Raw genomic sequence first — 21,158 nt, 5'->3', positions numbered from 1 at the left:
CTTTGTGTGTCCGCTTATCGCTGAATCAGCGGCTGAACTTTATTATCGATAGCCTCTCTGGCACGGAAGATACGGGAACGAACAGTACCTACCGGACAGTCCATAATGACGGCTATCTCTTCATAGCTTAGACCATCTAACTCCCTGAGTGTAATCGCCATCCGGAGATCTTCAGGAAGTGACTCTATGGTTTTAAAAACTATCTGCCTCAATTCTTCAGACAACATTAAGTTCTCAGGGTTCGATATTTCTTTCAATGCACCCGCATTTTCGTAATTTTCAGCATCATTTGCATCTACATCACTGGATGGTGGGCGCCGCCCCTGAGCGACTAAATAGTTTTTTGCTGTATTAACAGCGATACGGTAAAGCCAAGTATAAAAGGCACTGTCGCCACGGAACGACTCTAGGGCGCGATAGGCCTTAATAAAAGATTCTTGAACTACATCAGGAACATCACCCTGAGGTACATAGCGGGATACGAGGCTCGCAACCTTATGCTGGTATCGAATTACCAGTAAATTGAACGATTGCTGATCGCCTTTCTGGACCCGTTCAACCAGCATTTGATCCGTTAACTGCTCGCTCATCCGAGGTGAACTCTCCCGAAATCTATCCCCACGCTAAAAAGAGTACTGCCAGCCATATATTTATTTTCCTGAGCAAGCACACGCTTGGAGTTTATAAAGTTTGCAAAGTTCCATGATGCCAGATTATTTGTCTGAATATTCTTTAGACATCTTATAGCCATAGCTTTTGCTCTGGCAGATAGGCTAACATGAATTTCACTCTTCTTCTGCACACATCATACGATATGCCATCATCATCTGAACACGTTAGCGATGTATTGATCATCGGGAGTGGCGCTGCCGGTTTGTCATTGGCTTTGCGTCTTGCACCATATTGTAAAGTCACTGTTCTGAGCAAAGGGCCACTTAATGAAGGCGCCACTTTTTATGCTCAGGGGGGTATTGCTGCCGTTTTTGATGAAACTGACAGCATCAGTTCACACGTTGATGACACTCTAATTGCTGGCGCGGGGCTTTGCGACAAAGAAGCTGTCGAGTTTATCGCCAGCAATGCACGTTCTTGTGTGCAATGGCTGATTGATCAAGGTGTCCTTTTTGATACCGAGACCAATGCCAGCGGCGAAGAACGTTATCACCTTACCCGTGAGGGCGGCCACAGCCATCGGCGTATATTACATACCGCGGATGCTACAGGCAAAGAAGTAGAGACCACCCTGGTAGGCAAAGCAAGCACCCATCCGAATATTTTAGTTAAAGAGCGCTGCAATGCAGTCGATCTTATCACGTCCAATAAAATTGGTCTGGCGGGGACGAAACGCGTCGTTGGCGCTTATATCTGGAACCGCGAGCTAGAGAAAGTTGAAACTTTTCGGGCCAAGGCCGTTGTGTTAGCAACAGGCGGTGCCGCTAAAGTTTATCAATACACCACCAATCCGGATATTTCCTCTGGTGATGGAATTGCCATGGCATGGCGTGCCGGTTGTCGGGTCGCTAATCTGGAATTTAACCAATTCCATCCTACTTGCCTGTTCCACCCGCAAGCTCGCAACTTTTTACTGACCGAAGCCTTGCGCGGTGAGGGCGCTTACCTTAAACGCCCTGATGGTAGCCGTTTCATGCTCGATTTTGACGCACGAGGTGAACTCGCACCACGCGATATCGTCGCGCGCGCCATTGACCACGAAATGAAACGCCTTGGTGCTGATTGTATGTACCTCGATATCAGCCATAAACCCACTGATTTCGTCATGCAACATTTCCCGATGATTTACGAAAAACTGCTGTCTTTGGGGATCGATCTAACCAAAGAAGCCATTCCAATCGTCCCAGCCGCACATTATACCTGCGGCGGTGTGATGGTCGATCAACACGGGCGCACGGATTTGGATGGGTTATACGCGATTGGCGAAGTCAGTTATACCGGCTTACATGGCGCTAACCGTATGGCATCCAATTCATTACTAGAATGCCTTGTCTATGGTTGGTCAGCTGCTGAGGATATTCTTTTGCGTCTGCCGACAGCTAAGCTGGCCCCGCATTTACCTGATTGGGATGAAAGTCGTGTTGATAACTCCGATGAACGCGTTGTCATTCAACATAACTGGCATGAATTACGCTTATTTATGTGGGACTACGTCGGCATTGTTCGGACGACCAAACGCTTAGAACGTGCCCTGCGCCGGATTAATACATTGCAGCAGGAAATTGATGAATATTATGCCAATTTCCGTATCTCGAATAACTTACTGGAATTACGCAATCTGGTACAAGTTGCCGAGTTAATTGTGCGTTGCGCCATGGAACGAAAAGAGAGCAGAGGGTTGCACTATACTCTTGATTATCCTGATCAAATTGACAATCCAAAACCCACTATTCTCCATCCGTAATACATTTAAGGGCGCAATATTTTTTGCGAATATAGAATATCGCGCCCTCCAGCACCATTTCCACGGTTTTGGCAACTTGCTAATATTTTAGATAAAACTCACTGATTAACGTGCAAAACTCCGGTGAATACACACCTTCCGATTGACGCAAATCCAATTGCTGGAATTCAGTTTCGCCGGATTGAAGTGATAACATCAGCAACATGCGATGTAATGGTTTACCGGGACGATCTCTGATATCAACTTGGCAACGGATAAACCAATTTTGTTGTACTGCAAGACGGCTGAGCTCGACACCTAAATCGTGGGGCAAAACCACACAAAATAGCCCCTCCTCTGTGATAAGCTTCTCAGCGCAATTTAACAAAGCATCGTGAGTTAAGGATCCGGTGTAACGTGCGGTATCTCTAGCTTCATCGCGACAAGCAACTGCTGGAGCAAAATAAGGTGGATTACTGACAATCAGGTCATATTGATGAAGATGGTTTTCAGCAAACTGGTGTACATCTTGCTCATAAATACGAACCCGATCCGCCCACGGCGATTGCGCCGCGTTGTTGTTGGCTTGCTGTGCCGCCTCAGATTCCAGCTCTACACCGTCAATCATGACCTCAGATGCCGAGCGCTGGGCTATCATCAAAGCAATAAGTCCACTGCCGCAGCCAATATCCAGCACTTTGCGCGCTTTTTCTACTGGTGCCCAAGCACCCAGTAGGACACCATCTGTGCCCACTTTCATCGCGCAGCGATCATGTGCCACAAAGAATTGTTTAAACGTGAAACCACCACTACGCAACGCCAGTTTTTTTTTCAATTACTCGCCCACATTAGTCATCAAAATCTACAACTGGCGTAGCATAGGACAATATGATTGAAGGGAAAAGACATCATTACCGCTTAAACAGGTGAAGAATTCGGCTAACCCGTCTATAATCGGCGCCCCAAGTAGAGGAAGACCATGACTGTAACCACTTTTTCCGAACTCGATCTCGATGAACGCCTAATTGACGCATTGCGCGACAAAGGCTATGAGCGCCCGACTGCCATTCAAGCTGCGGCTATTCCCCCCGCTATGGATGGGCGTGATGTATTGGGTTCGGCGCCCACAGGTACGGGCAAAACTGCCGCCTTTTTGCTGCCCGCCTTGCAGCATTTGCTGGATTTCCCACGCAAAAAATCTGGCCCACCACGAATTCTGATCCTGACACCAACCCGTGAGTTAGCCATGCAGGTTGCGGATCAAGCCCGTGAACTGGCTAAGCATACTCAACTGGATATCGCGACGATTACCGGTGGTGTGGCTTATATGAACCACGCGGAAGTCTTTAGTGAGAATCAGGATATTGTAGTGGCGACAACGGGCCGCTTGCTGCAATACATCAAAGAAGAAAACTTTGACTGTCGGGCAGTAGAAACCCTGATTCTAGACGAAGCTGACCGTATGCTCGATATGGGCTTCGCTCAAGATATTGAAACGATCTCGGCAGAAACCCGCTGGCGCAAGCAAACCTTACTCTTCTCAGCCACGCTGGAAGGGGAAGCTATTCGTGAATTTGCAGAGCGTATCCTGACTGAGCCGGTAGAGCTGGAAGCCGACCCATCACGCCGTGAACGTAAAAAAATTCAGCAATGGTATTACCGTGCTGACGATATTGAACACAAAACGGCCTTGCTGGTGCATTTGCTTAAGCAACCGGAAGTGCAGAAATCCATTATTTTCGTGCGTACCCGTGAAAAAGTGCATCAGTTGGTCAGTTGGTTACGTGAAGCAGGGATTAACGCCTGGTTCCTTGAGGGCGAAATGGTACAGGCCAAGCGCACTGAAGCCGTTATCCGTCTAAGTGATGGCCGGGTTAATGTTCTGGTGGCTACTGATATTGCTTCACGCGGCTTGGATATTGACGATATCAGCCATGTATTCAACTTCGATCTGCCACTTACTGCTGACGTCTATCTTCACCGCATTGGTCGTACTGGCCGTGCAGGGCGCAAAGGTGTCGCTATTTCACTGGTTGAAGCACATGACCACTTATTGCTGGGTAGAATTGGCCGTTATCTGAAAGAGCCACTGAAGCCACGTGTGATTGATGAACTGCGGCCAACCAGCAGGGCCCCGAGCGAAAAGAGCACGGGCAAACCGTCTAAAAAAGTTTTAGCGAAGCGTAAAGAGCTAAAAGAGGCGGGCAAAGAGAAAGCGAAGGTTAAAGTTCGTCATCGCGACGCTAAAAATGTGGGTAAGCGCCGTAAGCCAAAAGACAAGCCAGAGACTAAGAGTTAACTCAATACTCTGACAAAAAAGCCGCTTATTAACAGCGGCTTTTTTATTTTTTATCAACTAGATAAAATCCTCAGAACTACATTTCTCAGTAAAGTATTTCAGCCCAAAACTAACAAATTGAACACTATTGCTGATAAACCGCTGCAAGTTTTTTACCTCGAAGCCAGGCATTCAATTGCTGATATTTTTGTTGTATTTCGACGCGTTGGATATTCAGCGGTATCATCGCTAAATGCTGTTGCAATGTCGCCCCTGCTTATTGCGCACTTCAGGATCAACACCTGGATCTCGCGCCCGGCTATGATCGCGGCAGCAAAACTTTCGGGTTGTTGATATTGAGTCAGGCCCAATAGCTTTATCTATCGATACATCGGATGAGTTATTAAATAGATTTGATAATATTTATATAAGCTAAAGATGGTGATCACCGTCTGACTTCCCGACGAATAAATCACAGGAACAAAAAAAGGGAGCCGAAGAGGCTCCCTTAACATTTTCAAATTTAACGTTTTGAAAATTAATTACTATGACAAGAATTACAGACTTTCAGTGAAAGTACGCGTAATCACATCACGCTGTTGTTCTGGTGTCAGTGCGTTGAAACGTACGGCATAGCCGGATACACGAATCGTCAACTGAGGATATTTCTCTGGATGTTTGACGGCATCTTCCAGTGTTTCGCGGCGCAGAACGTTTACGTTCAAATGCTGACCACCTTCAACACGTACAGTTGGCTGCACTTCCAGCGGAACTTCACGATATTCGATCTGGCCTAACTCACTGGCCGGAACGATTTGGTCTTCTGCGTAACCAGCTTTAGCGCAAACACAGCGCAATTCAGATTTTTCATCATCTAACAGCCAGAAAGAGTTCAGCAAGGCTTCATTGTTAGCTTTAGTAATTTGAATACCAGTAATCATTTGGGGCCTCCGTAATACGGCTATAAATTCCAAGGGGAAAAAACTATCTTGGTTATTTGGTAAAACCATTGTTGTCTTATTGTTCTATATACCAGTCAGGCAGCTAGGTTTCTTTGATATAAATCAATCTTTTAACCTCCACAGCAATCGCGTCACTGGCAAATTTATGTTTTATATCAATTTTATCAATCTGACTCACAGCAATTATTTTTGTAAAATTTCAACATTTTTTGCATACAAAGGTCAAAAAAACATCATCACATCACAGACTCTGGTTTAACAGTTTCACTCACAGGTTTGAACCGGTAAGCTAGCGCATATCAATATATTAGAGAAACCAAGGAGAGTGATTATGTCCGCCTCCCTTAGCTGGCACGATGTGATCGGCCACGAAAAAGAGCAACCTTACTTTAAAGATACGCTGGCCTATGTAGCAGCAGAGCGCAGTGCTGGCAAAACCATCTACCCGCCACAAAAAGATGTCTTTAATGCCTTTCGTCTGACTGAATTGGATCAGGTCAAAGTCGTTATTTTGGGCCAAGACCCATACCACGGCCCTAATCAGGCTCATGGATTATCATTTTCCGTCTTGCCCGGCGTACCCGCACCGCCCTCTTTGGTCAACATCTACAAAGAGCTGGCCACTGACATTCCCGGCTTCCAGCGCCCCAACCATGGTTTTTTACAAAGTTGGGCTGAGCAAGGTGTATTGCTACTCAATACTGTGCTGACAGTCGAAGCGGGTAATGCACACTCTCACGCCAACCTCGGCTGGGAAACCTTTACCGATAAAGTTATTGCAGCGCTGAATGAACATCGTGATGGTGTAATTTTTATGCTGTGGGGAGCACATGCGCAGAAAAAGGGCCGAATCATTGATACCCAGCGCCATTTTATTTTGAAAGCTCCACACCCATCACCACTCTCCGCACATCGCGGCTTTCTTGGCTGTAAACACTTTTCACACGCTAACCAACTATTGCAGCAGCATGGTCAGCAACCAATTGATTGGCAACCTAAGCTGCCAACGGCAGAATAATACGTCATTGGCTAAAGAGAAAATAAAAAAGGCACCCATCAAGGTGCCTTTTACCTATCAGGACACCTTTAATCTTTTGCTTTAGATACCGCGACCATCGCCGGGCGTAACAAACGGCCATTCAGCGTATAGCCTTTCTGCATCACCATCATGACGTGGTTTGGCTCGTGATCAGCAGATTCAAGCATCGTCATTGCCTGATGAACTTCAGGGTTAAACGGTACATTTGTCTCGCTGACAACTTGAATACCATATTTACCTACGGCATCGAGCAATGATTTTAGGGTCAGCTCGACGCCTTCTATCATCGCAGTCAATTCCGCATTGGTTTTGTCGGCAGTATCCAGCGCGCGTTCTAGATTGTCGATCACAGGCAATAATTCTGATGAGAATTTTTCCAACGCAAATTTATGCGCTTTTTCAACATCCTGTTCGGTACGACGGCGGATATTCTCAACTTCAGCCTTAGCGCGTAGCAAGCTTTCGCGCTCACGTTGTAAGGCCGCAGCCAACTGCACTTCAAGCTCGGCAACACGCGGTTCTATACCTTCACCCGTCTCTTGTGTCGCTTCCACTTGCTGCTCTGCTGCATTTTCCATTTCTTCCGAGACTTGCTCGTTTGGTGCTTTCTGTTCTTTACTACTCATGGATATCTCCGCGTTTTAGCATTAATCTCGCTACTTGGCTTATTATGGGGATCAAAACCGGGGATTCAAGGGAACCGGTCATAATCTGGGGTAAAAGACACCCCAGTGAGGAAAATCACGGCAATGAATAATAAAAGATTCAAATGTATTGGTATTGTCGGTCACCCACGCCACCCGGCCGCACTTGCCACCCATGAAATGCTCTACCGATGGTTAAACACCAAAGGGTATGACGTTATGGTTGAACAACAGATTGCTAACGATCTCAATTTAACCGACGCCGTTACGGGTAGTTTGGCTGATATTGGCCAAACAGCTGATTTAGCTGTCGTGGTCGGCGGTGATGGCAATATGCTGGGCGCCGCTCGGGTACTTGCCCGTTATGATATCAAAGTGATCGGCGTCAACCGAGGCAATCTGGGCTTTTTGACTGATTTAGACCCTGATAATGCGCTGCAACAACTTTCCGATGTACTGGAAGGTGAATACATCAATGAACAACGTTTCTTGCTGGAAGCACAAGTCACACGAACAGATCAGCAAAGCCGTATCAGTACCGCAATCAATGAGGTGGTTTTGCACCCCGGCAAAGTAGCCCATATGATCGAATTCGAAGTGTATATTGATGATCGCTTCGCATTTTCCCAACGCTCTGATGGCCTGATCATCGCCACTCCTACTGGTTCAACCGCTTATTCACTTTCTGCGGGTGGCCCAATATTGACACCAACACTGGATGCCATCGTCTTGGTTCCCATGTTCCCACACACCCTAACAGCTCGACCACTCGTCATTAATAGTAGCAGCACCATTCGCCTTAAGTTTTCCCAAATCACCAGTGACCTGGAAATTAGTTGTGACAGTCAGATAGCACTGCCAATTCAGGAGGCTGAAGAAGTCTTAATCCGGCGCAGTGATTTCCACCTCAATCTTATTCACCCTAAGGACTACAGCTATTTCAATACATTAAGTACAAAGTTAGGTTGGTCGAAAAAATTATTCTGAAAAGTGCCGCAGGGTCTTTACTGTATATAAAACCAGTCTATACTGTATTCAAATACAGCCATGTGTTTATGTACAGGAGATTTACCATGCTGGCCCAATTAACCATCAGTAATTTTGCAATTGTACGTGAGTTAGAGATTGATTTTCAGCCCGGAATGACAGCAATTACTGGTGAAACTGGGGCTGGTAAATCCATAGCCATAGATGCATTAGGGCTGTGCCTTGGCAGCCGTTCAGACGGCAGCATGGTACGTTTAGGGGCAACTCGTGCAGATATTTGTGCTCGTTTCTCACTAGCAGATACTCCATCAGCCCGTCAGTGGTTGGAAAACAACCACCTTGATGACAGTAATGAATGCTTGCTACGCCGAGCTATTGGCACTGATGGCCGCTCAAGGGGATTCATTAACGGAACAGCAGTACCTTTGTCCCAATTGAGGGAACTGGGCCAACATTTGATCCAAATTCACGGCCAGCATGCTCATCAATTGTTGCTAAAATCTGACCATCAAAAGCAATTATTGGATGCCTACGCAGGCCAGTCTACCCTGTTGGCAGAAATGAAAGCAGCTTATCAACTTTGGCATCAAAGCTGCCGCGCGTTGGCACTGCATCAACAACAATCGCTGGAACGTAATGCTCGTCACGAGCTATTACACTATCAGTTAAAAGAGCTGAACTCATTTGCCCCACAAGCTGGGGAATATGAACAAATTGATATCGAATATAAACGCCTGGCAAACAGTGGACAGCTGTTGTCACTCAGTCAACAAACATTGCAGTTACTGTCAGATGACGAACAGAATAATATCCTCAGCCAACTTTACTCAGCCAAGAATCAGTTAACAGAACTAGCAGGAATGGATGAGCAATTTAATAATCTGTTGAATATGCTGGAGGAGGCCTCTATCCAAATCAGTGAAGCCAGTGATGAATTACGCCACTATGCCGAACAATTTGATATGGATCCGAATCGTCTGTATGAACTAGAGCAGCGGTTATCTCGCCAATTAAATCTGGCCCGCAAACACCATGTTGCACCAGAAGAGCTACCGCAATTTCATCAGCAATTGCTCGATGAGCAAGAACAACTATCACAACAAGAAAATGATCACGAACAACTCAGCCATGTAGTCAATACTCACTATCAGCATGCATTGGCTATCGCCAAACGCTTACATGAAGAGCGCCAGTATTATGCTGACGAATTGGCCGGGCTGATCACTGAAAGCATGCGCGAACTATCTATGCCGCACGGCAAATTCGCTATTGAAACCCAGTTTGAACCGGAGCACCTGAGTGCGGAAGGTGCTACTCGAATTGAATTCGGTGTCACCACTAACCCAGGTCAACCGCTGCAACCACTGGCTAAGGTTGCTTCAGGTGGTGAACTTTCGCGCATCGCATTGGCTATTCAGGTCATTACTGCGCGTAAAATGGATACCCCCGCACTAATCTTTGATGAAGTCGATGTAGGTATTAGTGGGCCAACCGCCGCCATAGTGGGCCGCCTATTGCGCCAGTTAGGCGAATCAACTCAGGTGATGTGTGTGACTCATCTACCCCAAGTTGCAGGTTGTGGCCATCAACATTTCTTTGTGAGTAAACAAACTGATGGCACTGAAACCGAAACCCATATGCATCGGCTAGATAAAAAAGCCCGCTTGCAAGAGTTGGCGCGCCTTCTGGGCGGTAGTGAAGTGACGAAAAACACCTTGGCAAATGCAAAAGAATTACTCGCAGCGTAGAAAAGATTAACTTTTTTCCTTTCTAGAGGTCATACAGGTGCCCTGTAAAGGTTCCCAACTGCTGCAAGGTCTATTATCATCGTCATCCTACGCCCTAAAGGAATGTGATTACTATGCGCTGTAAAATGCTGACTGCCGCCGCTGTGATGCTTGCAATGCTTACTGCGGGTTGTTCAACGCTGGAGAAGGTGGTCTACCGGCCTGATATTAATCAGGGTAACTATTTATCACCTAATGATGCGTCCAAAATTCATAAGGGTATGACCCAGCAACAAGTGGCATATACCTTAGGCACCCCAATGTTGCAGGATCCGTTTGGAACTAAAACGTGGTTCTATGTATTCCGTCAACAACCTGGCCACGAAAAAGTTACACAACAAACATTAACGTTGACCTTTGATAGCAGTGGTGTACTAACTGATATCAAAAATGAACCAACGTTAGTAGGAAATTGATTTAACCGACGATTGCAGAACAGGTTGAGGAAAGGATTACTGATTAGAGTTTGGGTACACTGCCTATTAATACTTACGCAGCCACACAATAGTTCATATTCTTCTTCAATGGCAGTCTGGGGCTGCAACAAAAAATAAGGCGCAGATTGTGCCTTATTTTTTTGCTTGTTCAGCACGCTGCCGGCGCAATTCTTTAGGATCTGCAATTAATGGGCGATATATCTCAACCCTATCACCATCATTAAGCTTATCGCCAAGCTTAATCGGGCGACTATAAACACCCACTTTATTTTTTGTTAGATCAATATCTGGTCGTAATTCAAGCAGACCTGAAGCTCTGATAGCTTCCTCTACGGTGCTTCCTCCTTTAAGGGGAACAACCCGCAAATATTGGCGTTCGGGTAAGGCATAAACCACCTCAACGCGAAGATCAGACACTGTAAACCTCTTTAGCCCTCTGGGTGAATGCTTGCACCATATTACCAGCTAACTCCTTGAATATTTTACCAAAAGCCAGCTCAATCAACTTGTTGGTGAACTCAAAATCAAGGTGTAATTCAACTTTACAGGCATCTGCACTCAGTGGTGTAAAATACCATCCCCCCATTAACTTACGAAACGGTCCATCCACCAGTTGCATATCAATACTCTGGTTATCAGTTAATGTATTACGTGTCGTGAAAGTTTTACTTATTCCGGCCTTAGCAACATCGACAGCAGCCGTCATTTCATTTTCAGTAGCATCAAGGACCCGGCTTCCAGTACAACCCGGTAAAAATTCTGGATAAGAGTGAACATCATTAACCAGTTGATACATCTGTTCTACGCTAAATGGAACCAACGCAGAGCGGCTAATTTGTGGCATAACATTTCCTGTGAGACATAAAACGCGCTGATAATACCATTTATCCACCGCCAGACAAAAAATCTGCTAGGCATTCTTCACAACAAATGAGACAAAATGCATAGGCATCCTGCGGGAAAGGATTTCATTCGCCTCCGCATACAGTATAATGATCAATACTATGACAAAGAAAAAAGCATACAAACCCGGTTCCGCAACCATTGCGCAAAATAAACGCGCCCGCCATGAATACTTCATTGAAGAAGAGTTCGAGGCAGGTCTTTCACTGCAAGGTTGGGAAGTAAAATCTCTGCGTGCTGGCAAAGCCAACATTAGTGATAGCTACGTAACCTTTAGAAACGGTGAGGCATTTTTGTTTGGTGCCACCATTACGCCGTTAAACGTGGCATCGACGCATGTTGTCTGCGAACCAATGCGTACCCGTAAACTGCTACTAAACAAACGCGAGCTGGACTCACTGATAGGTAAAGTTAATCGCGACGGTTTTACCGTTGTTGCCCTTTCCGTATATTGGAAAAACGCTTGGGTTAAAGTTAAAATCGGTGTCGCTAAAGGTAAGAAAGATCACGATAAACGCGATGATATCAAAGATCGTGAGTGGAAGTTAGACAAAGCGCGCATCATGAAGCACGCAAATCGTTAAGTGACTGGCTTAGCAGGACATAGTTCTGTTATACTAGCGAAGTTCTTTGGGGCTGATTCTGGATTCGACGGGATTCGCGAAACCCAAGGTGCATGCCGAGGTGCGGAGGCCTCGTAAAAAACCGCAAAAAAAATAATTGCAAACGACTCGCAATACGAATCTGCTGCTTTAGCAGCTTAATCAGCCTAAGAAACTGAAGATTCCCTCTCTCCCTAGCCTCCGCTCTTAGGACGGGGATCAAGAGAGGTCAAACCTAAAAGAGATCGCGTGGACACCTTGCCTGGGGTGAAAGCGTTAAACCCAATCAGGATAGTTTGTTAGTGGCGTGTCCGTCCGCAGCTAACCGGCGAATGTAATGACTGGACTAAGCATGTAGTGCCGACGGCGTAGTAATTTCGGACGGGGGTTCAAATCCCCCCAGCTCCACCACTTTTGATAGGACAGTGACCGGACAGTATCATATAAACCAGTAACTTATGATAAATGACCGGACGAAGCACTGACCTAGTTTGGACCAAAAAGGATACGCAAAAAATACGCGGCTCCTATGAAGATTAAAAAGCCTCTGCTAACCCAGAGGTTTTTTTTCGCCTATAGAACGCCGTCATGGGGTGTCGGGGGTCGAAGGTTCAAATCCTTTCATGCCGACCAAATATCCCAAAGAAAACCAATTCATTAGGGCTGGTTTTCTTGTTTGTGGGGTTTGGCTGGTGTGGCGGTGGTGTGAAACCGTTGACGAATTACATACAAACGGTCCTTAAGGCGGGTCAGTTGCTATCAGGTCAATGCAGTTATTAAGCAGGGTTTTGATATAACAAAGAGAATCAGCGTTAATAACGCTATCACTGTTTAAATAAATAGTGTTTTTCATAAGCCATTCTACCGTTTCTTGGTAGGCTCAGACCTGCTTTGTGCACACACGCTTTGGGCCTTGGTTCGCCTGTGACTTTCCAAACAGGCGAATGGCAGAAGCAATGTTACCAGCACTTTTCTGCCGCCCATTCCACAAACAAAAAAACCTGACTAAAAGTCTGGGATTTTCATTTTTGGGCGACTTATACAACACAAAACCCCGCACAAACTAGAATTTAACAATCCAGATACGATCCCAAACGATAACCACGATCGGCAATAGTTTGTTTTAATGCTGGTGACGTAAGAATATCCAACTCGGTCAACCGTGGATAACAATAGCCACTGGTCATCAGGATTTTGTCGATAAATGCTGGGTGGCACATCACTTCAACAGAGTTAATTGTATTTTGGTCTGCATAATCTAACAATTGCAGAAATGACTGTTCCGTCAAATTCTCGCCATAAAAACCGGCATCAAACCACTCTGTGCTGCGGAGTTTGTGGAGCACAATGTTCTGCTGTTGTGCCTCTTGGCGATCAATTCGTAATGGCAGTGATTTTTCGTGAGCAAAAGATTCAATCAACGGATAAATCTGCGGCAACATATGGACATGGTGATGACTGTCAATATGAGTAGGGGGACGGCCAAACACAGTGACGAACGTATCAAACTGAGCTGCCAGTTCTTGGGCGATTTCATCCAGATTCAACTCGCCCGCCTCGGCCCGCGCCCACAACCATTTACCCAACTCACCGTTGTCATCAATCAAGGATGGCATAGCCGTTAAGGGCCGACCATAAGTCAGCACAAAATGCATGCCCACTGGCAATGCAGGATTTTGCTTGCTCAGTTCTGCTGCATGATAGATATCTGCACAATTCATCATTGCGGTGGTTGATGAGACAATACCATGCCGAAATGCTTCAATAATCCCATAGCTTTGGCCTTTGCATAAACCAAAATCATCAGCATTAACAATAAGTAGCTTTTCCATTGAGAGCACCTTGTAAGGCCATTTCAATAACAGATATCTGGCCGGAAACTAATCGGATAACCCATCTCTAACGCAGTTGAATTTTTTACGGTAGTTCCCTGGCGTAAAAGAAGTGAGTTTTTTGAAGTTTTTAATAAATAACGTGGTATCACTGTAACCGGCTTCAAAGGCAATATCTGAGACTAAGTAGTTCGTCATTTCAAGCTGGGTTTTGGCAAAGTTAACTCTGATTTCATTAATAATCTGCATCGGTGTTTTTTGGTAATAACGCCGAGTCGCGCGAGTCAGATACTCTTGAGTTTTGCCCGAAAGCTCAATCATATTCACCAGTGCTTTTTCACCAAACATCGATTTGTCATGCATTTTGTCAATACTGGTTTTTAGCCACAGCGGAATATCGTCATTGACCTCCGTCTCTTTATAATGGCTAATGCGATTAGTGACATAAAATGTCAGCAGCTCAACCAACTCGGTTAATTCGTCTTCCCTAAAGTGTGGCGCAGAAATCGCTGATTCAATATAAGAAAGAAAATCACCTTTTAGCCGATAAGCTTGTGAGGCAACGATAGGTCTGGAGAGCAAATGAAAATAGTGTTCTTCAAAGAAAGATTTTCTGATCCCAACATTTAGAATTCGCGTCGCGCCAAAGTCATAGAAACTTTGATGATGGGATCCCATGGGGATAAAAACAAAATCGCCACGTTCTAAAAAGACGCGTTTACCATTAATTTCCTGATAACACATGCCGGTTAATATCAGAGTGTATTCATAATAGTCATGCTGATGTAGACCTGTCGCACTCTCCGTTTTGTTATAAATAAATAGATGGAACTCTTTTCCGTTAAAAAAGTCTTTTTCACGTACTAATCTGACTTCCATCTTATTTACCTTCACTCTCTTATTTGAAAAAACGGACAGATATTTGCGCGGCTCAGCTTACCTTTTGATGTAATTCGATCAACTCTGCAATTAACTCACGAGCTAACATCGCGTTCATTAAATGGTCCTGAGCATGCACCAATACTAGCGTGACTCGGGTTTTCCCCTCACCTTGATCGGCTTCAATAAGCTGAGTCTGCACCAAATGTGCTTCATTCAGCGCCATGCGCGATTGTGCCATTAACTCTTCTGCTTGAGCAAAATCACCTGTTTTAGCATGCTTCAACGCTTTATAAGCCAAACTCCGGGCTTGTCCTGCGTTGATAATCAACCCCATGACTATATCTTCCATTTTATCAGTAGGTTGAACATCATCAACGATTTTATCTAAATCAAACATACTGTTGCTACTCCGTAAATTAAAGCTGTTAATTAAAGCCGTTTTGTCTTGCAACATTCGCAAACCAATAACCACTTTTCTTTATGACTCGCGATTGATCTGCGATATTCAATCGCACTAATCCATAACGATTTTTATAAGCATTAAGCCAAGACCAGCAATCAATAAAAGTCCACAGATGATAGCCTTTGCAATTACTGCCCTCTTGCAATGCTTGATGCAACCATTTTAGATGCTCGCGAATAAACTCAATGCGATATTCATCATCAACCTGACCGGATGGGGTGATAAATTGCTCTTCGCCCTCAACACCCATGCCATTCTCAGAGATATAGCAAGGTATGTTGCCATAATTTTGTTTCAGGTCTGTCAGAATGTCATACAGCCCTTTTTCATAAATTTCCCAACCACGATGCGGGTTAATTTTCCGCCCCGGCATCTCATAAAAACTAAACAAGTCTTCCGGCGTTTTCGCCGGCCCCTGAGGTGTTGGAATATCTTTCGCTTTGACCCGTCTTGGCTGGTAATAGTTAACACCTAATAAATCGATGACCCCCTTAGCAATAAGCTGGCAATCATCAGATTCAATCTGCGGTAATAAGTCGTGCTCACGCAGCAACGCAATCAGTTCATCAGGATAAACACCTTTAGTGACGGGATCGAGGAAGCTACGGTTAAGCAGTAAATCAGCACGATTGGCGGCAATCTGGTCTGGTGCGCTGTCAGAGCGAGGATAGGTCGGGGTGAGGTTCAAAATGATACCAATATCACCGCCCTGCTTAAGTTCTCGATATTTTTCAACCGCTTTGGCGTGAGCCAGGACACTATGGTAGGCCACAGTTACCGCGCGGCCAAAATCTACCACGCAAGGATAATGTAAGTCGTTCAGGTAGCCCGCTTCAACTGGCACCACCGGTTCGTTAAAGGTAAACCAGTGTTTTACTCGGTCACCAAATAAGGTAAAACAGATTTTGGCATAGCGCGCATAAGCATCCACCACTGCGCGGCTTTCCCAGCCCCCTTTATCTTGCATGCACAGTGGCATATCAAAATGGTAGAGGTTGATAAACGGCGTAATACCGTTCGCCAGTAAAGAATCAATCACGGCGTTATAAAAAGCGACGGCTTTGGGATTAACCTCACCGTCACCATTTGGGATCAGTCTCGACCATGAAATCGATGTCCTGAAAGTGTTATGTCCCAATGCTTTTAACAGCAAGATATCCTGCCGATAATTATCGTAAAAGGTGGAGGTGTTTTCCGGGCCAATTTGGCCATGAAAACGTTCTGGTGCAATGTCATACCAATAATCAAAGATATTCTGGCTCTTGCCATCCTGCAATGACGCCCCTTCAAATTGGGTTGCAGAAGTGGCACTACCCCACCAAAAATCCTCGGGAAATTGATATTTCATTCCAGCCTCCAACCTTATACGCTAAATGGGTTTTACAATTAGAATTTCAAGCTGTCAGCGATTTCTTCTTCGCTTTGAACTTCACGATCTATCTCGGTTTGCGCTTTATTGGCAATAATCACAAACGGCAGATAAATCAGTGTTGCGATGCCAAGGTTGAACAAACTTAATAACATCGCAGCAATACTGCCGTTGGTGTTAAAGAAAGCTCCCAACCCGACTGGCATCGTCCACGGCGCAATATTGGTAATTGGCGGAATTAAACCGGTGTAATAGGCAATGGAAGTAATAATGGCTAATACCGGCTGAACCAGAATAAATGGAATGAAGAACAGCGGGTTCATAATAACCGGTAAACCAAACAGAATCGGTTCGTTAATCTGGAAAATACTTGCCGGCGCGCCCAGTTTTGCCACTTGGCGATAATCTTCACGACGGGAACCAATAAAGATAGCAATAACCAGCCCAAGTGTTGCCCCTGTTCCGCCAAGGAATATATAGGAGTCAACAAAAGGTTTAGCCCACATGTGGAATTCTTTGCCAGCAGCCAATGCCGCCGCAACCGAGCCATATTGGGTATAGGTTGCCACGTTTTCTAGCGCAAATGGCATCATAATGCCACTTTCCAGCGCAGATAACGCCATCGCCCCGTGTATCCCGAAGAACCACAACAGTGAGGAACACATCACATACACCCAACCTACAACACTGCCCATTTTAGACAATGGAGCGGAGATGGTGTCCATAATGATCTGGTGGAAGTTAGTTCCGTGCAATGCAAGGGCATAGGAAATCACACCCATAATGGACAGAATAATAAAACCAGGAATCAATGCAGAGAAAGAGCGAGAGACTGATGTCGGCACACTATCAGGTAAGCGGATAACCCAGTTACGGCGCACGATAAAGGCGAAAACTTCTGCTACCACCAAGCCGATAATAATACCGGAGATAATATTCGCCCCCCCTAACCAATTAGCACCCACCGCATAGGCATCGCCAACACTGTATGGGGTTACGGTCATAAAGGCAGCAATCGCCAGCAATGCCGAAGCCAGAGGATCGACTCTTTTCTCTTCAGCCAAGGCCATACTGATAAAGAATGGCGTCATTAACGACATGATCCCGAGGGTACCGTTATAAACGTTACCGCCGATCGCTTTAAAACCATTGAGCGTGGTGATGGTATCTGCATCCAGACGAATACCCATCGAGAAGAAGAACGACCCTTCACCAAAACTTAAGAAAACGTTATTAATAAGAACAAACATGGCACCTGTCAGGGTTAACGGCATCAGCCGAATAAACCCATTCTTGATGGCATTAATATGTTGCTGTTTGCCAATTTTAATGGCGAAGGGCAATATGGCCCTTTCCAGAGAATTAATAAATGCGCTCACAGTGCTCCCCTTATTGTTTTGCTTTTTTTATTGCGGCAACAGCAGCTTTTAATACCCCTAGACCATCAACTTTGCCGTACAAGATAGAATCGATCACTTCAACAGGTTTGTTAGGGAACATTTTGGTGATTTCTGGCAGCATGTAAGCTATTTGCGGCCCTAATAGGATCACATCTGCTTCAGTGCCATGCTGCGCGGCCAGTGCTTCCGGGTAAGCATTGATAGTCACTGGCACTTCATACTTCTCTGCTTGCACTTTCATTTTGGAAACCAGTAGCGAGGTAGACATACCAGCAGAGCAAAACAGATAAATTTTTTTCTTTTCCATACCCAACACCTTTTGAGGTTCAAAAGACACAAGTTATTCATATGCCAGTGCAATGGTGAATTCCCTTTATCTGAACTTTATCGTGCCCCTTGCCCAGCTCCATTGTTTCTGGTTGTCGTCAGTATACGGAGTTAACAGACAATCCAGTAATTCAAGCATAACAATAATCGTCTCTAATTGACTTTTCACATTGATAGCCTTCACATTTCTTAGCTATTACAATGTGATGGTTATCGCAAAATGATTATTTTTTTGCTCGGCGAATTAAGTTTAATTCATTTGTATTTCATGTGGTTAGTTTTTATTGGCAGATTATGAAACAACAAAGCACGGCAATAAAACCTCTTGAAACCAATAAAAGGTTAAATTAGGAAATCTTATTGGTTTGATAATTGTTTCATCCAAACCTTCTCACTTTTACCCCAGGTTCAACGCGATAGCTTTATTCGTGAAGCGAAGTTCATCGCCACTACTTCCTTACTCATTCGCTCCACGCACATCCTTTTAGGGCCGAAAATAGCCGATTTCTGTTTAATACTCTAAAGTTAACAGGTGGTTGCCTATTTATGGAGTGAGTAATGACCTTATTGGGAAATAAAACACTGGCCTCTCGGCTGCGTTTACAATTATTCAAATCACTCTTATTGAGTGTATTTATCCCGCTACCGGCCCTAGCCGCCCCAACCCCCACAGTGACAGTGACTGAATTGCAAAATGGGCTGGATCACCCCTGGTCACTGGCCTTTTTGCCGGATGACGGGGGCATTTTAATCACTGAACGTTCCGGGCAATTAAGATTATGGCAACCAGAAAAAAACCTGTCAGAGCCATTAAAAGGGGTGCCTGCGGTGTATGCCAAGGGGCAAGGCGGCTTACTGGAAGTGGCGTTATCACCGAAATTTGCCCAAGATCGCCGCATTTACCTCAGCTTCGCGGAAGAAGGGAAGGATGGAAAAGCTGGAACTGCGGTGGGCTATGGCCGTCTTAATCCGCAAGGAACCGCCATTGAAAACTTCACTGTCTTTTTCCGCCAACAGCCAAAATTATCAACCGGCAATCATTTTGGCGGCAAACTGGCTTTTGATGAACAAGGCCATCTTTTTATTACCTTAGGTGAAAATAATCAGCGCCTAACAGCACAAAACTTGAGCTTGCACCAAGGTAAAATAGTCCGCCTGACCCTCGACGGTAAGGTGCCGAAAGATAATCCCCTCACCAATCAGTCACCGGCAAGACCAGAAATCTGGTCTTATGGTCATCGTAATCCGCAGGGGTTAGCCCTGAATCCCTGGACCGGCGTGGTGTGGGAGAATGAGCATGGCCCTAAAGGTGGCGATGAAATCAATATCCCTATGGCTGGGAAAAACTATGGTTGGCCATTGGCAACACACGGAATGAACTATTCAGGTTTGCCCATCCCAGAAGCCAAAGGTACCCATATAGAGGGGACTGAACAGCCCACCTATTACTGGGAAAAATCACCAGGTATCAGTGGGATGGCATTTTATAATGCTACCCGTTTCCCGACCTGGCAACATTCGCTGTTTATCGGCGCATTGGCACAGAAAGAGTTAATTCGCTTACAACTGGATGGCGATAAAGTGATTGCTGAAGAGCGTTTGCTGGGAGATCGCGGCGAACGTATCCGCGATGTGCGCATCGGGCCTGACGGCTATGTTTATCTCTTGACGGATGAGAGTGATGGTAAGTTACTGAAAGTAGGCCTTTCGGCTAACAACTAGTTTATGAGCAACAAATTCACTCTAAAAAAGCCGGAAAATCTTCCGGCTTTCACATTATCACTGACAAAATTTATCGTGGCAAATTAGCGATCCGATGAAGCTTGCCACAAATTAAGTCGCCCATCAGTAACATGCTGATCAATAGCACGTAATTCTTCCGCACTGAAGCTCAAATTACCGAGTGCTGCACAGTTTTCCTCAAGCTGTTCTGGACGGCTGGCACCAATTAAAACTGACGTAACGCGGTTATCTTTCAATAGCCAGCTCAAGGCCATTTGCGCCAATGACTGCCCACGTTGTTCAGCTAATTCATTCAACCGCTTGATGCTGAGCAGATTTTCCTCCGACAACATATTTTCTTTCAACGAGCCGCCAGCCTCTTTCTTCATTCGAGAATCATCCGGGATACCATTGAGATATTTCCCAGTTAATAATCCCTGTGCCAAAGGTGTAAAAGCGATACAGCCAACACCGTGTTTATCCAAAGTATCTAATAAATTCGTTTGCTCAACCCAGCGATTAAGAATGTTATAAGAAGGCTGATGGATAAGCAGAGGAATCTTCCATTGCTGCAATAATTCCACCATTTTGGCAGTCCGTTCAGATGAATAGGATGAAATCCCGACATATAAAGCTTTACCGCTTTGTACCGCCTGAGCTAATGCTGATGCGGTTTCTTCCATCGGCGTATTTTCATCAACACGGTGGGAATAAAAAATATCCACATAATCCAGCCCCATCCGTTTTAAGCTTTGGTCCAAGCTGGCAAGCAGATATTTTCGTGAACTGCCAGCACCATAAGGGCCGGGCCACATGTTATAACCCGCTTTAGTCGAGATTATCAGCTCGTCACGATAAGGCTTAAAATCGTCTTGCAATAACTTACCGAAATTTTGTTCTGCTGACCCCGGTGGTGGGCCATAGTTATTGGCTAAATCGAAGTGGGTAATTCCCAGGTCAAAAGCTTTGCGCAGTAAGGTCCGCTGCGATTCTAATGTATTGTTAAAACTAAAGTTATGCCAAAGTCCAAGTGACAGTGCCGGAAGTTGCAAACCACTTTTTCCACAAAAGCGATATTGCATTTGGTTGTATCGGGAGGGATCTGCGTTGTAAGGCATGATAGCTTCTA

Annotated in this window: 21 protein-coding genes, 1 other RNA gene and 1 pseudogene; 9 read left to right on the top strand and 14 right to left on the bottom strand. The window is 45.3% G+C overall.

What is annotated here, in order from left to right; genetic code table 11:
• Window positions 1-14: 14 nt before the first annotated feature.
• Window positions 15-590 (bottom strand): RNA polymerase sigma factor RpoE, encoded by a 576-nt coding sequence (gene rpoE, locus DXZ79_RS05170; protein WP_005159396.1) that lies wholly within the window; start codon window positions 588-590, stop codon window positions 15-17.
• 224 nt (window positions 591-814) lie between these two features.
• Between rpoE and nadB the strand changes: the two genes are divergently transcribed.
• A complete protein-coding gene (gene nadB / locus DXZ79_RS05165) occupies window positions 815-2,416 on the top strand; it encodes an L-aspartate oxidase (RefSeq protein WP_186368529.1) in 1,602 nt (533 codons plus the stop codon).
• Window positions 2,417-2,495: 79 nt separating this feature from the next.
• Here nadB and trmN read toward each other — a convergent pair whose 3' ends face one another.
• Window positions 2,496-3,230 carry a tRNA(1)(Val) (adenine(37)-N(6))-methyltransferase TrmN gene (trmN, locus tag DXZ79_RS05160; protein WP_230852342.1) on the bottom strand — a complete coding sequence of 245 codons (735 nt, stop codon included), beginning with the start codon at window positions 3,228-3,230 and terminating at the stop codon, window positions 2,496-2,498.
• 144 nt (window positions 3,231-3,374) lie between these two features.
• Between trmN and srmB the strand changes: the two genes are divergently transcribed.
• Window positions 3,375-4,694 carry an ATP-dependent RNA helicase SrmB gene (gene srmB / locus DXZ79_RS05155; protein WP_038635566.1) on the top strand — a complete coding sequence of 440 codons (1,320 nt, stop codon included), beginning with the start codon at window positions 3,375-3,377 and terminating at the stop codon, window positions 4,692-4,694.
• A 124-nt stretch (window positions 4,695-4,818) separates the two neighbouring features.
• Here srmB and DXZ79_RS05150 read toward each other — a convergent pair.
• Both DXZ79_RS05150 and grcA read right to left on the bottom strand, forming a co-directional pair.
• Window positions 4,819-4,976, bottom strand: a pseudogene (locus tag DXZ79_RS05150) (ankyrin repeat domain-containing protein); the annotation flags it as partial.
• A gap of 254 nt (window positions 4,977-5,230) precedes the next feature.
• Window positions 5,231-5,614: an autonomous glycyl radical cofactor GrcA gene (gene grcA / locus DXZ79_RS05145; protein WP_004390501.1), complete on the bottom strand. Its 384-nt coding sequence runs from the start codon at window positions 5,612-5,614 to the stop codon at window positions 5,231-5,233.
• Between the two features lie 352 nt (window positions 5,615-5,966).
• Between grcA and ung the strand changes: the two genes are divergently transcribed.
• Complete coding sequence (ung, locus tag DXZ79_RS05135; RefSeq protein WP_038635570.1) at window positions 5,967-6,653, top strand: uracil-DNA glycosylase; 687 nt, start codon at window positions 5,967-5,969, stop codon at window positions 6,651-6,653.
• Between the two features lie 68 nt (window positions 6,654-6,721).
• Here the strand turns inward: ung and grpE are convergent, their stop codons facing one another.
• Window positions 6,722-7,300, bottom strand: coding sequence for a nucleotide exchange factor GrpE (grpE, locus tag DXZ79_RS05130; protein ID WP_038635573.1), 579 nt, complete (start codon window positions 7,298-7,300; stop codon window positions 6,722-6,724).
• Between the two features lie 123 nt (window positions 7,301-7,423).
• Between grpE and nadK the strand changes: the two genes are divergently transcribed.
• The 3 genes from nadK (at window position 7,424) to bamE (ending at window position 10,508) form a co-directional block, all read left to right on the top strand.
• A complete protein-coding gene (gene nadK, locus DXZ79_RS05125) occupies window positions 7,424-8,305 on the top strand; it encodes an NAD(+) kinase (RefSeq protein WP_038635576.1) in 882 nt (293 codons plus the stop codon).
• An 86-nt stretch (window positions 8,306-8,391) separates the two neighbouring features.
• Window positions 8,392-10,053, top strand: a complete 1,662-nt coding sequence (gene recN, locus DXZ79_RS05120; protein WP_038635579.1) for a DNA repair protein RecN — start codon at window positions 8,392-8,394, stop codon at window positions 10,051-10,053.
• Window positions 10,054-10,166: 113 nt separating this feature from the next.
• Window positions 10,167-10,508 carry an outer membrane protein assembly factor BamE gene (bamE, locus tag DXZ79_RS05115; RefSeq protein ID WP_038635582.1) on the top strand — a complete coding sequence of 114 codons (342 nt, stop codon included), beginning with the start codon at window positions 10,167-10,169 and terminating at the stop codon, window positions 10,506-10,508.
• 153 nt (window positions 10,509-10,661) lie between these two features.
• On the opposite strand, the gene DXZ79_RS05110 is transcribed toward bamE, so the two are convergent.
• Together DXZ79_RS05110 and DXZ79_RS05105 are read right to left on the bottom strand one after the other, a co-directional pair.
• Window positions 10,662-10,946 carry an RnfH family protein gene (locus DXZ79_RS05110; protein WP_038635585.1) on the bottom strand — a complete coding sequence of 95 codons (285 nt, stop codon included), beginning with the start codon at window positions 10,944-10,946 and terminating at the stop codon, window positions 10,662-10,664.
• The gene (locus DXZ79_RS05105) at window positions 10,939-11,373 is read right to left on the bottom strand and encodes a type II toxin-antitoxin system RatA family toxin (protein WP_038635588.1); all 435 of its coding nucleotides are present in this window, start codon (window positions 11,371-11,373) and stop codon (window positions 10,939-10,941) included. The genes DXZ79_RS05110 and DXZ79_RS05105 overlap by 8 nt, the downstream gene beginning before the upstream one ends.
• A gap of 160 nt (window positions 11,374-11,533) precedes the next feature.
• Between DXZ79_RS05105 and smpB the strand changes: the two genes are divergently transcribed.
• Together smpB and ssrA are read left to right on the top strand one after the other, a co-directional pair.
• Window positions 11,534-12,016 carry an SsrA-binding protein SmpB gene (gene smpB, locus DXZ79_RS05100; RefSeq protein ID WP_005166313.1) on the top strand — a complete coding sequence of 161 codons (483 nt, stop codon included), beginning with the start codon at window positions 11,534-11,536 and terminating at the stop codon, window positions 12,014-12,016.
• A gap of 48 nt (window positions 12,017-12,064) precedes the next feature.
• Window positions 12,065-12,445: a transfer-messenger RNA gene (ssrA, locus tag DXZ79_RS05095) on the top strand.
• A gap of 659 nt (window positions 12,446-13,104) precedes the next feature.
• On the opposite strand, the gene chbG is transcribed toward ssrA, so the two are convergent.
• From chbG to DXZ79_RS05060, 6 genes are read right to left on the bottom strand one after another with little or no spacing between them, the layout of a single operon-like run.
• On the bottom strand, window positions 13,105-13,866 hold the full coding sequence (chbG, locus tag DXZ79_RS05085; RefSeq protein ID WP_038635642.1) for a chitin disaccharide deacetylase: 762 nt from the start codon (window positions 13,864-13,866) through the stop codon (window positions 13,105-13,107).
• 48 nt (window positions 13,867-13,914) lie between these two features.
• The gene (gene chbR / locus DXZ79_RS05080; protein ID WP_038635645.1) at window positions 13,915-14,745 is read right to left on the bottom strand and encodes a transcriptional regulator ChbR; all 831 of its coding nucleotides are present in this window, start codon (window positions 14,743-14,745) and stop codon (window positions 13,915-13,917) included.
• Window positions 14,746-14,797: 52 nt separating this feature from the next.
• Entirely contained in the window at window positions 14,798-15,145 is a 348-nt protein-coding gene (chbA, locus tag DXZ79_RS05075) for a PTS N,N'-diacetylchitobiose transporter subunit IIA (protein ID WP_038635648.1), read from the bottom strand.
• A gap of 28 nt (window positions 15,146-15,173) precedes the next feature.
• A complete protein-coding gene (locus tag DXZ79_RS05070) occupies window positions 15,174-16,559 on the bottom strand; it encodes a glycoside hydrolase family 1 protein (RefSeq protein WP_050291515.1) in 1,386 nt (461 codons plus the stop codon).
• A 38-nt stretch (window positions 16,560-16,597) separates the two neighbouring features.
• Complete coding sequence (chbC, locus tag DXZ79_RS05065) at window positions 16,598-17,959, bottom strand: PTS N,N'-diacetylchitobiose transporter subunit IIC (protein ID WP_038635653.1); 1,362 nt, start codon at window positions 17,957-17,959, stop codon at window positions 16,598-16,600.
• A gap of 10 nt (window positions 17,960-17,969) precedes the next feature.
• On the bottom strand, window positions 17,970-18,287 hold the full coding sequence (locus tag DXZ79_RS05060; protein ID WP_038635656.1) for a PTS sugar transporter subunit IIB: 318 nt from the start codon (window positions 18,285-18,287) through the stop codon (window positions 17,970-17,972).
• Window positions 18,288-18,865: 578 nt separating this feature from the next.
• Here DXZ79_RS05060 and DXZ79_RS05055 point away from each other — a divergent pair.
• A complete protein-coding gene (locus DXZ79_RS05055) occupies window positions 18,866-20,029 on the top strand; it encodes a PQQ-dependent sugar dehydrogenase (protein WP_038635659.1) in 1,164 nt (387 codons plus the stop codon).
• A gap of 83 nt (window positions 20,030-20,112) precedes the next feature.
• On the opposite strand, the gene mgrA is transcribed toward DXZ79_RS05055, so the two are convergent.
• On the bottom strand, window positions 20,113-21,147 hold the full coding sequence (gene mgrA, locus DXZ79_RS05050) for an L-glyceraldehyde 3-phosphate reductase (protein ID WP_038635662.1): 1,035 nt from the start codon (window positions 21,145-21,147) through the stop codon (window positions 20,113-20,115).
• Between the last annotated feature and the right edge of the window lie 11 nt (window positions 21,148-21,158).

The organism is Yersinia rochesterensis (genome assembly GCF_003600645.1).
GTDB classification, from domain to species: Bacteria; Pseudomonadota; Gammaproteobacteria; order Enterobacterales; family Enterobacteriaceae; genus Yersinia; species Yersinia rochesterensis.
The sequence above is the reverse complement of the archived record's forward strand: the minus strand, read 5'-3'. Positions and strand labels throughout refer to the sequence as shown.